The sequence below is a fragment of the Enterobacter sp. ECC-019 genome (assembly GCF_043974075.1).
Taxonomy (GTDB): domain Bacteria; phylum Pseudomonadota; class Gammaproteobacteria; order Enterobacterales; family Enterobacteriaceae; genus Enterobacter; species Enterobacter asburiae_D.
Genome location: NZ_CP143759.1, coordinates 2,912,804 through 2,925,661 on the forward strand (window position 1 = coordinate 2,912,804; position 12,858 = coordinate 2,925,661).

The 12,858-nt window shown below is 46.4% G+C and carries 13 protein-coding genes and 1 pseudogene; 5 read left to right on the forward strand and 9 right to left on the reverse strand.

Annotated elements, in window-relative coordinates:
* Positions 1-19 precede the first annotated feature (19 nt).
* Both paaX and paaY read left to right on the forward strand, forming a co-directional pair.
* Positions 20-955: a phenylacetic acid degradation operon negative regulatory protein PaaX gene (gene paaX / locus V1566_RS13895; protein ID WP_021241337.1), complete on the forward strand. Its 936-nt coding sequence runs from the start codon at positions 20-22 to the stop codon at positions 953-955.
* A gap of 9 nt (positions 956-964) precedes the next feature.
* Complete coding sequence (paaY, locus tag V1566_RS13900) at positions 965-1,561, forward strand: phenylacetic acid degradation protein PaaY (protein WP_025757959.1); 597 nt, start codon at positions 965-967, stop codon at positions 1,559-1,561.
* On the opposite strand, the gene V1566_RS13905 is transcribed toward paaY, so the two are convergent.
* The 8 genes and pseudogenes from V1566_RS13905 to V1566_RS13940 all read right to left on the reverse strand — a co-directional run bounded on the left by V1566_RS13905 (position 1,470) and on the right by V1566_RS13940 (position 9,926).
* Positions 1,470-2,741 (reverse strand): serine hydrolase domain-containing protein, encoded by a 1,272-nt coding sequence (locus V1566_RS13905; RefSeq protein ID WP_395303662.1) that lies wholly within the window; start codon positions 2,739-2,741, stop codon positions 1,470-1,472. The two genes, paaY and V1566_RS13905, sit on opposite strands and share 92 nt — an antisense overlap.
* A 242-nt stretch (positions 2,742-2,983) precedes the next feature.
* Positions 2,984-4,129: an alpha/beta hydrolase gene (locus tag V1566_RS13910; RefSeq protein ID WP_395303663.1), complete on the reverse strand. Its 1,146-nt coding sequence runs from the start codon at positions 4,127-4,129 to the stop codon at positions 2,984-2,986.
* Positions 4,113-4,853, reverse strand: coding sequence for a hypothetical protein (locus V1566_RS13915; protein WP_395303664.1), 741 nt, complete (start codon positions 4,851-4,853; stop codon positions 4,113-4,115). Before V1566_RS13915 ends, V1566_RS13910 begins: the two co-directional genes overlap by 17 nt.
* Positions 4,831-5,067, reverse strand: a complete 237-nt coding sequence (locus V1566_RS13920; RefSeq protein ID WP_395303665.1) for an acyl carrier protein — start codon at positions 5,065-5,067, stop codon at positions 4,831-4,833. The genes V1566_RS13915 and V1566_RS13920 overlap by 23 nt, the downstream gene beginning before the upstream one ends.
* 1 nt (position 5,068) lies before the next feature.
* Positions 5,069-6,796, reverse strand: coding sequence for an HAD-IIIC family phosphatase (locus V1566_RS13925; RefSeq protein ID WP_395303666.1), 1,728 nt, complete (start codon positions 6,794-6,796; stop codon positions 5,069-5,071).
* A gap of 1 nt (position 6,797) precedes the next feature.
* The gene (locus V1566_RS13930; RefSeq protein ID WP_395303667.1) at positions 6,798-7,814 is read right to left on the reverse strand and encodes a 3-oxoacyl-[acyl-carrier-protein] synthase III C-terminal domain-containing protein; all 1,017 of its coding nucleotides are present in this window, start codon (positions 7,812-7,814) and stop codon (positions 6,798-6,800) included.
* Positions 7,815-8,409: 595 nt separating this feature from the next.
* A pseudogene (locus tag V1566_RS13935) lies at positions 8,410-8,619 on the reverse strand (glyoxalase); the annotation flags it as partial.
* Between the two features lie 149 nt (positions 8,620-8,768).
* Positions 8,769-9,926: an MFS transporter gene (locus tag V1566_RS13940; protein ID WP_395303668.1), complete on the reverse strand. Its 1,158-nt coding sequence runs from the start codon at positions 9,924-9,926 to the stop codon at positions 8,769-8,771.
* A gap of 133 nt (positions 9,927-10,059) precedes the next feature.
* On the opposite strand from V1566_RS13940, the gene V1566_RS13945 reads away from it, so the two are divergent.
* Entirely contained in the window at positions 10,060-10,599 is a 540-nt protein-coding gene (locus V1566_RS13945) for a MarR family winged helix-turn-helix transcriptional regulator (protein WP_395303669.1), read from the forward strand.
* A 20-nt stretch (positions 10,600-10,619) separates the two neighbouring features.
* Positions 10,620-11,543, forward strand: coding sequence for a LysR substrate-binding domain-containing protein (locus tag V1566_RS13950; protein WP_395303670.1), 924 nt, complete (start codon positions 10,620-10,622; stop codon positions 11,541-11,543).
* A 52-nt stretch (positions 11,544-11,595) separates the two neighbouring features.
* On the opposite strand, the gene V1566_RS13955 is transcribed toward V1566_RS13950, so the two are convergent.
* Positions 11,596-12,066: a hypothetical protein gene (locus V1566_RS13955; protein WP_395303671.1), complete on the reverse strand. Its 471-nt coding sequence runs from the start codon at positions 12,064-12,066 to the stop codon at positions 11,596-11,598.
* A 267-nt stretch (positions 12,067-12,333) separates the two neighbouring features.
* Between V1566_RS13955 and V1566_RS13960 the strand changes: the two genes are divergently transcribed.
* The gene (locus V1566_RS13960; protein WP_395303672.1) at positions 12,334-12,810 is read left to right on the forward strand and encodes a WbuC family cupin fold metalloprotein; all 477 of its coding nucleotides are present in this window, start codon (positions 12,334-12,336) and stop codon (positions 12,808-12,810) included.
* Positions 12,811-12,858: the final 48 nt, after the last annotated feature.

Genomic DNA, 12,858 nt, shown 5'->3' on the forward strand with positions numbered 1-12,858 from the left:
GGACAAAAATAACAACAGAATGAATCACATGAATAAACTCGACGCCTTCATCCAGCACGCGGTCAGCTCCGTTCCCGTCAGCGGGACCTCGCTCATCTCCTCATTATATGGTGACGCGCTTTCCCATCGCGGCGGTGAGATTTGGCTCGGCAGCCTGGCCGCCTTACTGGAAGGCATGGGGTTTGGCGAGCGCTTCGTGCGCACCGCGCTGTTTCGCCTCAACAAAGAGGGCTGGCTGGACGTTTCCCGCATCGGGCGTCGCAGTTTTTACCGCCTGAGCGACAAAGGGCTGCGTCTGACGCGTCGCGCGGAGAATAAGATTTACCGTGCGGAACTGCCCGCCTGGGACGGAAAATGGTTATTGCTGCTCTCAGAAGGGCTGGACAAAACCACCCTTGCCGACGTCAAAAAACAGCTGATCTGGCAGGGGTTTGGCACGCTGGCACCGAGCCTGATGGCCTCGCCGTCGCAGCATCTGGCGGACGTGCAGTCCCTGCTTCACGATGCCGGTGTGGCGGAAAACGTGATTTTCTTTGAAGCCCACTCGCCGCTGGCGCTCTCCCGCGCCGCGCTGCGTTCGCGGGTGGAAGAGTGCTGGCAGTTAACCGAGCAAAACGCGATGTACGAGTCGTTTATCAACTCGTTCCGTCCGCTGCTGCCGCTGCTGAAAGAGGCCGCGCCGGAGGAGCTGACGCCGGAACGCTGTTTCCAGATCCAGCTGCTGCTGATTCATTTTTATCGTCGCGTGGTGCTGAAAGACCCGCTGCTGCCGGAAGAGTTGCTGCCCGCGCACTGGGCAGGGCAAAGCGCCCGACAGCTCTGCATTAATATCTATCAGCGTGTCGCGCCGGGGGCGCTGGCGTTTGTCAGCGAGAAGGGCGAAACCTCCGTGGGCGAACTGCCCGTGCCCGGCACGCTCTACTATCAACGCTTTGGTGGTCTTACAAGCGCATAAGGAGTGAAGATGCCAGTTTATCAAATTGACGGTCTGACGCCGGTCGTGCCTGACGAGAGCTATGTTCACCCAACGGCGGTGCTGATTGGCGACGTGATTCTGGGCAAAGGCGTTTATGTTGGTCCTAACGCCAGCCTGCGCGGTGATTTTGGCCGTATCGTGGTGAAAGACGGGGCAAACATTCAGGATAACTGCGTGATGCACGGTTTCCCGGAGCAGGACACTGTGGTGGAAGAGGACGGGCATATCGGCCACAGCGCCATTCTCCATGGCTGCGTGATCCGCCGCAATGCGCTGGTGGGCATGAACGCAGTGGTGATGGACGGCGCGGTCATCGGTGAAAACAGCATCGTCGGCGCGGCGGCGTTCGTGAAGGCGAAAGCGGAGATGCCCGCCAACCATTTGATCATCGGCAGCCCGGCCAAAGCGATTCGCGAACTCAGCGAGCAGGAGCTGGCATGGAAGCAGCAGGGCACGCGGGAGTATCAGGTGCTGGTGGAGCGCTGCAAGCTAACTATGCACCAGGTGGAGCCGCTGCGCGAGGTAGAGCCTGAACGGAAACGGCTGACGTTTGATGAGAATTTAAGGCCGAAGTCGGCGGTGTAGGGGTAAGGCTGTCTTTTTTCGCCATATCCATCAATAGCGCGATGCCTATGTAATTACTCCAGTTAAAGGTATTTTGCAGCACCACCACGGCATTGCCTTTTTCTTTGTCATAGCCGATGAAACTGGAGTAGCCGCCGATATAGCCGACCTGGTAGGTGATTTTTTCCAGACCGATAAAGTCGGTGGTCCAGGCAATACCCTGCACTCCGTCGGGTCGTTGAATATCTGTATTTCTGACTTCGGCAAAGACGCTGTCCAGCAAGGGGTTGTGGGTCGTCGATACGTGATAGCGAGCGTAGGTCGCCAGATCTTCGGCGCTACTGTATAGGCTCGCTGCCGCCACCATGTTGTTGGAAAAATGCCAGTCCGGGGTGAGCTGCCCGCGCGGGATAAATTTCGGCTGATCGCCCGCGTGGCCAAGCGCACGCTGGGGGTACCCTTTTAGCTGCCGGGGCGTAAAGCTGCTGTTAGCCATTTGCAGCGGACGGAAAATATAGCGCGAGGCTAAACTCTGAATATCTTCGCCGGTTTTGTGTTTCAGGATATAGCCGATCAGGGCGTAGCCGGTATTGGAGTATTGCGGCACTTTATTCTTTGGCGCTCGCCAGTCGGCGAGGTAGCGCAGCACGTTATCGCTATCCAGCTCACCGTAGAAATTTTCGCCCGTGCTTAAGTAGCCGATGAATTTTCCCAGCATCGGAACATCCATATTCTGACGCGGCAGGCCGGAGGTGTGGGTTACCAGTTCAAGCAGGGTGATTTTTTGTGCATCTGCGCTAAGCGGCGTCCCCGGCGGAAGCAATGTCGCCAGGTTATCGTTCCAGTTCAGTTGCCCTTCATTGACCAGACAAGCCACCACTTCCGCCGTGATCCCTTTGCTGAGCGAACCGAGCGCAAACAGGGTATCGGGCCTGACCGGATAGCGATTGACCGCATCGGTTACGCCCCAGGTGTAAAACTGCGGTGAGCCGTGATTATGGATCACCGCGACCGTCATCCCGGACACGGATTTTTGTGCCATGTAGTGACGCACCACGCTGTCAACGTCGCCATCCAACGAGTCATGAGTGAGAAGTTCCTGAGTACCTTCCGGAGAGGACATTTTTGAGAGCGTGCCACAACCGCTGAGGAGTGGGAGAGTAAGCAGAAGCCAGTGAATTTTTATTGTTATGTTCTGCATACCTGATAGCGAGTGTGGTGGTGGTTGATGCGCCAGGAATGTATCACATTTAACCTCCTTGAACGTAAAATTTCTTCGCGCTGGTCGCCATGTCGGAGGTCACTTGAATTGGCTGAATTAATAAGAGGGTAGTCGGCTGGACAGGGTGAAGGTGTCACTCACTGGGGAGTCTTTTAAGGGCAGGGAGGAAGGATCGCCAGTGCCTGCTCCCTTTCATGAACGTTGTAAAATACCACTGATTTTTATATATTTTCCCTCTGCACTGACGGCATCTCTGTGCGCGGAGACTCTTTATGTTTGCAAGGGAACGCATTTTTTATTAAAAGGATAACATAGAGTAAATGTATCCCCGCTCTGAGCATTCGAGGTACAAACCAATTGGCATTGATAGTTTTTGATATGCTCCATAAAACGAACGTAAAGACAACTTTATAAAAGTTTGGTGAGCCATGTTCATCAGGTAATAATAATAAATAAACATCATCAAAACCTCTGGTTAACTCCAGCACTTCATTGGCAGAAATAACCTCATCAAATTTACTCTGCGAGTAATAAATGGCTATGTCATTTCTAATGACGTTAATTCTTGGGAAGTGCTCGTTCAGGAAGTTATAAAGAGAGTTTTGTGAATCTTGTAAGGGGTGCTTTTTGGAAATCAAATATGCAAGTATATCTTTAGTAATTTCCGGCGACCTGTCAAAAGACTGACGGTCGTGGAAAAAATCCACAAGCGGTGTTCCTGTCATAGTTATTGATTTAATTCTTGCATCAGTGCAGGTATCTTTTAAGGCAAAATAACCGCTAAAGCTTATTCCTACAATATGGCATATACCATCATCATCAAAAGCTATCGAATCAAGGACATGCGAGAATAGATTAAGTGATTTATTATCGTAAGCCTCGCTATTTTCACCCACGCCGGGCATTTCATACAGCACTACTGAACACCCCAACTTATTGAAGGTTTTTAATGCCCGTATCCATTGTTCTTTTAGAGAGATTATCCCTCCACAAATGATAACTGTTACCTTTGACTTTCCCTTTTTGTAATAGAAACTTGATTTTCCATTATCTGTCTTCTTAAATTCCAGAAAGCCTGTTTCTACGTATTCTTTACGGAATAGTGAAAGATAGCGGTGGTATGCTTCTTTTTGGATTGGAGTATCTGCATACGGAAATCGTGCTATATTTAAGTAACCTAACGCCTTATCAATCTTATTTTTCTTTAATTGTCTATCAGTCGCCTCTGAAAACACTCTTGCCCAACCATGAGGGGAGTCGTCGGATAACGAAGTAATTAGGGATAATGAATTGGTAAAATCCTTCCCGAGGTTTAATGTCTTAGCATGCAAAGAGACAAATTTCTTACATTCATTCAAAGAATACATCTGCTTGCCCTAAATCATTTAAGTGTTTAGAATAAAAGGTTTTTATCTTATCTAGCAGATTTGAAGCTTGAATGCCATCAATAATTCGATGATCGTAGATCATGACGATATTAAACAAGCACTCATCTGTATCTAAAATTTTGGGGGATCCCAATTGAAATGTAAACGTTGAGCCTGAAATTGGGATGCACAATTTTAAACTCTTTTTCCCTAAGGAGGTGACAGTAAAACTCCTGAAAAAATCACGTTGAACGGCAGGGCGAAAGTAAAAAATGAACTTCGAAACCCATTTTGCAAAAAAATACGGCAATCTCTGTAACATCATGATTCGTCTGGAGTCATCAAAACTGCTTATTCCTTTGCTTTTTAAATTAGATATGGCTCTGTATATTTCTAAGGTAGACATATTATTTGTGTTGGTTATAACAGAAGAGTAGACTCCAGACGATAGACCATCTTTTTCATATGATACAGTCAATCTCGCAGATATATCTTGTAATTCGATAAGTTTATTGTCGCTTCCGTATTTAATCATGCAATTTAGATGTCGTTCCTCATCAAGAGCGTCACTAATCGACTTAATAAGGAGGGATGTGGCATATTTTGTGTATTGTCGATAGGATTTTATTTCATCGATTAATGCAACACCTCTGATAGCTTTAGCCAGTTCCAGAAAAATAAGAGTTTGCTTTCTGTTGCTATCAATTTTTTTGTATTTCATCATTCACAACCTTTAATATTCTACGCAAGGTATTGCATTTTAATATTTTTTCAACATTTATGGTGATGCTATTTCTGAATTCTAGTTCCATTATTGTATATACAAAGGTCAGTGAATCCCACTCAGCTATTTGAGTCAAGTCGGTGTCAACCTGGTCATACTTCAAATTCATGCCAGTTTTTTGATTAAGAAAATCAATAAATTCATTGGGTTCCATTTTAATTCCTTAGTATGGTGATATTTTTACATTTTTCAGAAACATCAAGTTCATCAATGTCTATGCTATATATATTATTGCTGATTTTTCCAAATCCACATTCAGTATAAAAATTCTTGAATTTTTTATTTTTTATCGTTTCGATGAAACTGCCGATTAATTTAGAACAACCACCTGCTGAAGCAAAAGAACCTATGGATTTTATGATTGCAAACTCCACCCCTCGTTCAAATGCTCTGCAACTTAAGACAATGTTTTCGATCAAACATGCGTCTGCTTCAATTTTTAGAAATGAGGCGCCAATGATCCCATAACTACCAAATCTATCACTAAACTTGAAAAGCAGTATTTGCCCTGAATTTTCCGATACGTAATTTTGAACATCTGTGGTATCCATTCGTAAGGTTGTCAGGTTAAACTGATTGGTACGCATAGTTAGATCTGAGGTTCTGGGGTGATTCTCTGGGGTGCAATTACTGACAGATAATTCCATTGATATATTTTTTAAAAAATCGTCTTTGGAATTATTGTTCTTATAAAACTCCTCTCTTTTAATGTTATTAGCAAAACTTTCATTCCTGAGACGATCTTCTAAAGTGATTGAACCTTTAATAAAAAAATCGTTATTAATTAGCTTAAATATGTTTTCATCTATGTTTTTAGAAAAACGGAATGTATTAATTTTGGGTATGGCGTTGGTTACTTCCTCTAACTCAAAATCACTATCATCTACAAAAAGGACATGTTCAGGGCTTAAGTTGAGGCTTTTGCATATTTTTAAAATATTATCACTTTTATTATTCCAGTTTATCTCAGGAAACGAAAAGTCGGACCACTGAATTTCCAGATCGTGTTTGTTTTCTGAGAAGAAGTCTTTTATGACATGAAAATCATTTTTACTGGATATCGAGAGGATAACACCTTGTCGATGCATACATTTCAACCACTTTTGGTATTTCCTGTAAGCTCCCTGGTTATACAAGTCATTATTCTCATACTCTCCCTCAGCAGCTACCCCTCCCCAAACAGTGTTATCCAGGTCTGTTATTATGCACTTTAATGATTTGCCCTCGCTTAACCGAAGATAACTTATTGATTTTTCGCTAAAGAAATTGAGATAATCTAAACTGGCCACTGTGTTGTGTTCAGAATAAATATTCTCAATGCTTTTACCTTTAAATCCGGCCATGTTTACGAGGTGTATGCTATGCTTGCTTTCATTTCTTTTTGTAGCAAGAAACATATTGAAGTCAAAAACCAAATCGGACAATGCGTTCCTTTCATCCAAACTTATATATTCATTTGTGCATTCACTGTTTAAATAAAGAGTTGAAATCACAATGTCTATTTTATTAGAAGTCAAGCTCTCTATTATCTTCAGCGAGGCGTTAATTTCATCCTTTAATTTTGAAATGTTCTGCCTGGCTAATGCAATGTCCTCGCAATGACCAAACTCATCAAGATAGTAGTTTTCATCCAAAAGGATATATATATTCTGAAGATTGTAATTCTTTAGCTCTTGCTGTTTGAAATTTAGAAGGGTAAAGAAATCACTGTATTCAATATCTATAAAATTCAGAAATACACCAAGCTCTGAAGCGCCATGCTTCATGAGAGAAAGCCCAGCTTTGTGACTGAGATTACATAAAAAAAGACTATTTATTTTTTTCATTCCATTATAGTTTTTTGTTTTCTCTTCTCTTATTTTTTTCAATAAGTCGAGGTTCATTTTAACATTCCTTTTTTAAATATAAACCAGAAGATAACCAACGTGATGATTCGATTGATATGGCAATCCCTTCATCGCCTTCATCTGAGAGATCAAAAAACTCTTTCAGTTGAAAATACAAAGCTGCATTTGCGCAATTACCAATCTCATGAACAAGCGAAAGGATTTTACTCTCATGAATGTTCATGCCATTACAAATATTATTAACCATACGTCCGGACAACTGAGGAGGCATAAACCATCTGATATCTCGTTTAGATGAGTATTTGTTTTTTAACTCAGAATATGTCTCACTTGTTAATTTAGGGACCAAAGATTCAATTAATTTATATTCCTCCTTAAGCATGGGTTGCCCATCATCAAAATCTTTCCTTGAACCACTCCAGTTAGCCAACTGACCAATTTTTTCCTGCAATCCATTGTATTTATAATCAATACCTTTCACATAGACAGAACCCGAAGTTCTTTCAGCGCTAACAATACAACCACCAACACCATCACCAAAAAGGCAGTAGTTAACCATTTCTTTCGGTTCAACTTTAGCCTTGTTTTCATCAAATAGATTGAGGAACTTGTTTGAACATTCGACCCCAATGACTAATCCTTTATGGTGCAGACCACTTTTGAGCATATAATCAGCCATCTTTAATGCTTGTACGGCACCAGAGCAACCACCAATGATTTGATAGGTCTCAATATTTTTGAACCCTATCATGCTACACGCTTCATTGATGCTGGTGGGTAAAAGTAAGTCAGGAGTAGCTGTTGATACCAGGACAAAATCAATGTCCCTCATTCCATTATCATTTAACGAAATAAGCTTTTGCATCATTAAGTGTATTAAATCAGTGCATGATGCTGTGTTCTCTCCCGTTTTTAGATTGGTTGAGAAGTGACGCCCATAGTTTCCAAATAATTTTTCTATTAACTGAGGTTTGAAGTTTAATCTACTCCCAAGCTCTTCATTGTTGATATTACATCCTGGTAAGTACGTATCAATATACGATATATGCATCATCCATTCCTCATCTATATATGGCGTTAAAAAGTAATACTCTTGATTAAAAAAAATGTAAAGCATTAAAAAGTTTTTATATTTAGCTAACTAAATGTTCCATTGTGAAACTTATATAATGAGATGAAAAAAATTTGTTAATTTTATGAGGCGCCAGGTTTCCTGGATATGCTAAATGAATAAAAGCTTCCGCGATAAAATAGTTAGGTAGTAATGTAATTCATTCCACATCTAACTGTGTGATGTTTAACTTTAACAAGTTGTTGAAAGAATGCAGAAACCTGATGGCTGAATGAGTTATAGAAATAATTTGTCGGAAGCAATTGCCGCAGTAGATGTTAACTTTTTAACAAACTTTAGCCATTGCGAGGTGGGGAATTTTTTATAAGCAGAGGGTGGGTTAGCGTTATAACTATCAAATGTAATGACGATAGATTTAACATCAGCAATACAATATTCAGCCCGAACGATCCCCGCGCTGGTTGAACAATAAGAGTGAATTCCTATATTTTATAGATAATCCCGATGGATCAATAATAGGTGAGAGCCTATTCAAATTTAAGAAAATACCGTTGTATTTAGCGGTTCATTGCATAGTCTACGCTCGCTCAAAGCAGAGCAGGCGAGTGACGGTTTGCCCCCACGGTTCCATACGGTTAACCACCAGTAACCGATAGCCTTTTTCGCTCAGAACGCGGGTAGCCAGGTCCAGATCCTGCACCTCATACTCAACCCATCCCTGCGGTATCGGGTGCTCAGTGGGCCACTGTTCTTCTCCAAAACAGGACGTTGCCGCCTGTGCGAGCGGTCAGACGGCGAAATGGGCCCGAACCCGGCTACAAACAAGACATCAATTTTCAGTAACGTCTGCGACATATCCACTCCTTAATTACGTGAAATTAATCTGAATTTATCTTACGACCGGCTGAAATACGACCCTCACTCCTGGTGTCGCATTCACCGTGCCTGCATGGCTTCGATGGGCTTAAAATTCAGTGCGATGAGGATCAGCAGCACGACTCCCGCACTCATGATCAGCCACGCGCTGGTCAGCGAGACCGAGCTGTCGCGAACGATCCCCGCAATTAACGGCATCAGCGCGGCGATCAGGTATCCACCTCCCTGAACTTTAGACAGTAACTTCCCGGCCTGCGCGGGCGTTCGCGCATGCTCGAACGTAACGATGAGCGACAGCGGGAAGAGAGCGCCGATCCCGGTTCCAAGCAGCAACGTGGATAATACCGGCGTTGTACCTGGCGAAAAGACCAGACACAGGAGTCCCGCTAGCAGCAGCAACAATACGGCGATCAGCGGCACGCGACGGTCGGGAAATTTACCGATCAGCGCGGAGACGGCAAACCCTGCGACAACCTCGGTTAACGTCAGCCAGGCCAGCATGTAGCCGCTGCTGCGTGCGGACCATCCCGCCTGAATATAGAGCGGGGGCAGCCAGGCCAATACCAGCGTGTAGGCTCCCGTCCCCACGCCGAAAAAGAGCAACAGCAGTGCCGTACGGGAGGAGGAGAGCGTAACGGTTTCGGGTGCTGTTTTTTCCCCCTGAGGATGCTTAACCAGGGTTAACCACAGTATTAGCGCCAGCAGCGCTAACAGCCCGGCCATTGCCAGCGCGGGCTTCAGCGTCAGCCATGAAAACAACGGCTCGGCGCTGGCGGCGGCGACTGCCGCACCGGCCATAATGCCCGTGCTGAATAGCGACATTACCGTGCTGGCCGTCTGCGTATATTCCTTTTTTATCAGGGCAGGCATTAACGCCTGGATCGTGCCTATGCTGGCCCCGCCCAGTAAAGCGGTGCCCATGAGACTCTCCGGTGAGGCGCTAAAACCGCGTAATAAGCAGGCTAAAAGCAGGATGAAGAGCCCGAACATAATTCCCCGTACGGCGCCGACTCTGGCTAAAAGCCAGGGCCCACATAAGGCGGCCAGCCCCATCATCGCGACCGGCAGGGTGGTTAGCAGGCTGAATTGCGTAGCGGTCAGTCCCGCTTCGCGCTGCAGCACGGAAAACAACGGTCCGACAGAAGCCAGAATAGGGCGTAGGTTCAGCCCGACGATAAAAGCGATAACGGCGAAGAGTAAAGGCGACGTGCGTTTCAACAGGGGATCCTTTTCAGTTGTGAATGGCCCGGGCAAATTGCCGCGAGCATTTATCTTAACGTTAAGATAAAATCTGTTTTTGTGTAAGATGTACCGCACAACACGATAAATTCCCACGCCATCAGAGGTGAAAATGAAAGACCATGTAGACTTCGTTGTCGGCCAGTGGAGCCGTGCCATGCCGGAGCTGGACGCCTCGTCGATGAAAATTTTTGGCCGAATGCTCCGGCTGATGAAGCATCTGGGAAAAGAATGGGCGGAGGCCATGGCGCAGTTTGGTTTTCGCGAGGGCGAGTTTGACGTGCTCGCCACGCTGCGCCGTGCCGGTGAGCCGTACTGCCTTTCCCCCACGCAGTTGTATAAATCGCTGTTGGTAACCTCAGGGGCGATGACGAACCGGCTCAACCATCTCGAACAGCAAGGGCTTATCAGGCGAATTGCCGATCCGGATGACAAGCGCAGCACGCTCGTAAGCCTGACACCGCACGGCCAGAATCGTATCGAACAGGCGCTGATCGTGCATACACAAACGCAAAATGCACTGCTGAGCAAGTTGTCTGACGCGCAGCGTTCGCAGCTTGAATCCCTGCTCAGGGAGCTGCTGCTGACGTTTCCGCCCGAGGACCTGGGCGACAAGTCACCGAGTGCCGATAATAAAAAACTGCATAGTTAAACCTCACAGAAAGGGAACGTATGTCTTTACCGCCACTGTATGCGCTTCGCGCTTTTGAAGTTGCCGCGCGGCTGAACTCCTTCAGCAAAGCGGCTGAAGCACTGAATATTACGCCTGGCGCGGTCAGCAGGCATGTCCGGACGCTTGAAATGTGGTTCGACTGTGAGCTCTTTAAACGTCAAGGGCCAAGAGTGGAGGTCAGTGATGCCGGGCGCGTTCTGGCCGGACATTTGAGCGAAAGTTTCACCAGCATCGAGTGGGCCTGTCGCGCATTTAAAAGTGAAAACCACCTTCTGCGCCTCAAAGCCCCCAGCTCCCTGACGATGCGGTGGCTTCTTGACGTTCTGAAAATCTTTCGTGATAACCATGCAAAACCTAAAGTTGAGATAGCCAGCGTCTGGATGGACATTGATTCCGTTGACTTCAGCCGTGAGCCCTACGATTGTGCGATCCTGCTCGGTAATGGCTATTTCGGCGAATCAACAGAAAGTAGGCTGCTTTTCAGTGAATGGCTCATTCCCGTTTGTACCCCGTCTTTGCTTGATTCTGCCCGGCATCAGCTTGCGCGGTGCGATATTATTCACCCCTCGCCGGACAGACGGGACTGGAAGCGTTGGCTGAAAAGAACGGGGTTATTCCCCGGACTCGACGTGAGTCGAGGGATAGTGTTCGACACCCTTGAACAGGGAAGCCGTGCCGCAATGAACGGACATGGTGTTGCTATGGCCGATCTTCGTCTTACCCGTGAAGCGCTTGAGAGTGGACTTCTTGCGCTACCTTTCAAGGAAGCAATCGCAACCGGGGATGGCTACTATCTTGTGTGGCCGAAAAATTCGCTCAGAAGAGAGAGTATCGAACGCCTGATGGCCTGGCTTCATCTCCATACGCCGGTTTTACCCTCTCAGGATATTGTTTGTCTCGATTACGATGAAAAACGTTTTTAATAAATATAAAGGCAGGATATTCCGTACGGGATTTCCTGCCTGATGAATAATTTTATGCGTAGGGAATATTCGCCATCTTTTTATATCTCTCCGGCAGGGCGCTGTTCAGGTTAAGTAATTTATCCAAAATATAAAGCGCAGGCGTCCCTTTTGCGCGTTCAGCATCGATCAGCGCAATGCGTAACAGGTTGGCAGCCGACGTCATTTCACGGAAATACTCCTCCGATTCACGCGTCTGAGCTTCGCCTGACGCGGCGTAACGCACCTTTGGCCACTCCGCAAAGTCAAGCAGCGGAAGGATCCCATCCTCTTTTGGTAAATGCGCTGAGAGCAACTCTTCGGCGTTACCCGGATTGCTTTGAGCGAAAGAGAGGAGGTGCAGCCGATGGATGAAAGGTGAAAGCGCCTCTGAGCTTTTCTTTTCTGTTGAAAGTAACGTTATCAACTCATGCGCATTTGCTTGGGCGCTAAATTTATGAGGCGAGATAATATTCATTACATGGAATAAAACATCGAGTGTCATAGGTGCTCCATACAGGCTTGGTATTATTTATTTTTTCTATCCCAGGGATGAATGGATGGTATTTCAGAGCCGTCGCTTTTGAAAAACGATTAATAGTGGAAATCAAAGTGAGTTTTACTCAATGTTGCGATTTGGAGTGCAATCACGCACATCCTCACGTTGCAGCGATTTGTTTCACAAATGCCATCGCCTGTCGACCGTTCAGAATGGTATAACGTCTTGCGGCAATCGGGTTGCCGCCCGCTGATCCCATTCACAAAGGCTTATATGAAACAGATTACTTTCAGTGACCTGCAGCAACAAAGCGAGCAGGCTGCTAATTCTCCTCGCTTACGCGCGCATCGTAATTTACATCCTGAGCTGAGCGACCCGGTGCAGCGCCTGGCCGTCGCGATGGAGCCTGGCACCTATGTTCGTCCCCATCGCCACCCGCACACGTTTGAACTGCTGACGGCTTTGAGCGGTCGCTTTCTGGTGTTGAATTTTGATGACAGCGGTAACGTGACCCAGCGCGTGGTGTTAGGTGAAGACTGCAAAGTGCTGGAGACGGATGCCGGTACCTGGCATGCCGTGCTGTCGCTGGATAAAGGCGGCGTCATTTTTGAGGTAAAACACGGTGGCTACCAGCCCGTTCCTGAGCACGATACCGCCCCATGGTCACCGGCTGAGAACGCACCCGGTAGTGCGGAGTTGATGAAATGGTACGCCCAGGCGCAGGTGGGTGACGGTGGTTTTACCCTGTAATTGTGCTCTCATGTCTCCGGCGCGCGGAAAGGCGCGCCGGGAAAGAGA

Coding starts and splice junctions, on each gene's coding strand:
- paaX (WP_021241337.1), top strand. CDS start 20: ATGAATCACATGAATAAACTCGACGCCTTCATCCAGCACGCGGTCAGC.
- paaY (WP_025757959.1), top strand. CDS start 965: ATGCCAGTTTATCAAATTGACGGTCTGACGCCGGTCGTGCCTGACGAG.
- V1566_RS13905 (WP_395303662.1), bottom strand. CDS start 2,741: ATGCAGAACATAACAATAAAAATTCACTGGCTTCTGCTTACTCTCCCA.
- V1566_RS13910 (WP_395303663.1), bottom strand. CDS start 4,129: ATGTATTCTTTGAATGAATGTAAGAAATTTGTCTCTTTGCATGCTAAG.
- V1566_RS13915 (WP_395303664.1), bottom strand. CDS start 4,853: ATGATGAAATACAAAAAAATTGATAGCAACAGAAAGCAAACTCTTATT.
- V1566_RS13920 (WP_395303665.1), bottom strand. CDS start 5,067: ATGGAACCCAATGAATTTATTGATTTTCTTAATCAAAAAACTGGCATG.
- V1566_RS13925 (WP_395303666.1), bottom strand. CDS start 6,796: ATGAACCTCGACTTATTGAAAAAAATAAGAGAAGAGAAAACAAAAAAC.
- V1566_RS13930 (WP_395303667.1), bottom strand. CDS start 7,814: ATGATGCATATATCGTATATTGATACGTACTTACCAGGATGTAATATC.
- V1566_RS13945 (WP_395303669.1), top strand. CDS start 10,060: ATGAAAGACCATGTAGACTTCGTTGTCGGCCAGTGGAGCCGTGCCATG.
- V1566_RS13950 (WP_395303670.1), top strand. CDS start 10,620: ATGTCTTTACCGCCACTGTATGCGCTTCGCGCTTTTGAAGTTGCCGCG.
- V1566_RS13955 (WP_395303671.1), bottom strand. CDS start 12,066: ATGACACTCGATGTTTTATTCCATGTAATGAATATTATCTCGCCTCAT.
- V1566_RS13960 (WP_395303672.1), top strand. CDS start 12,334: ATGAAACAGATTACTTTCAGTGACCTGCAGCAACAAAGCGAGCAGGCT.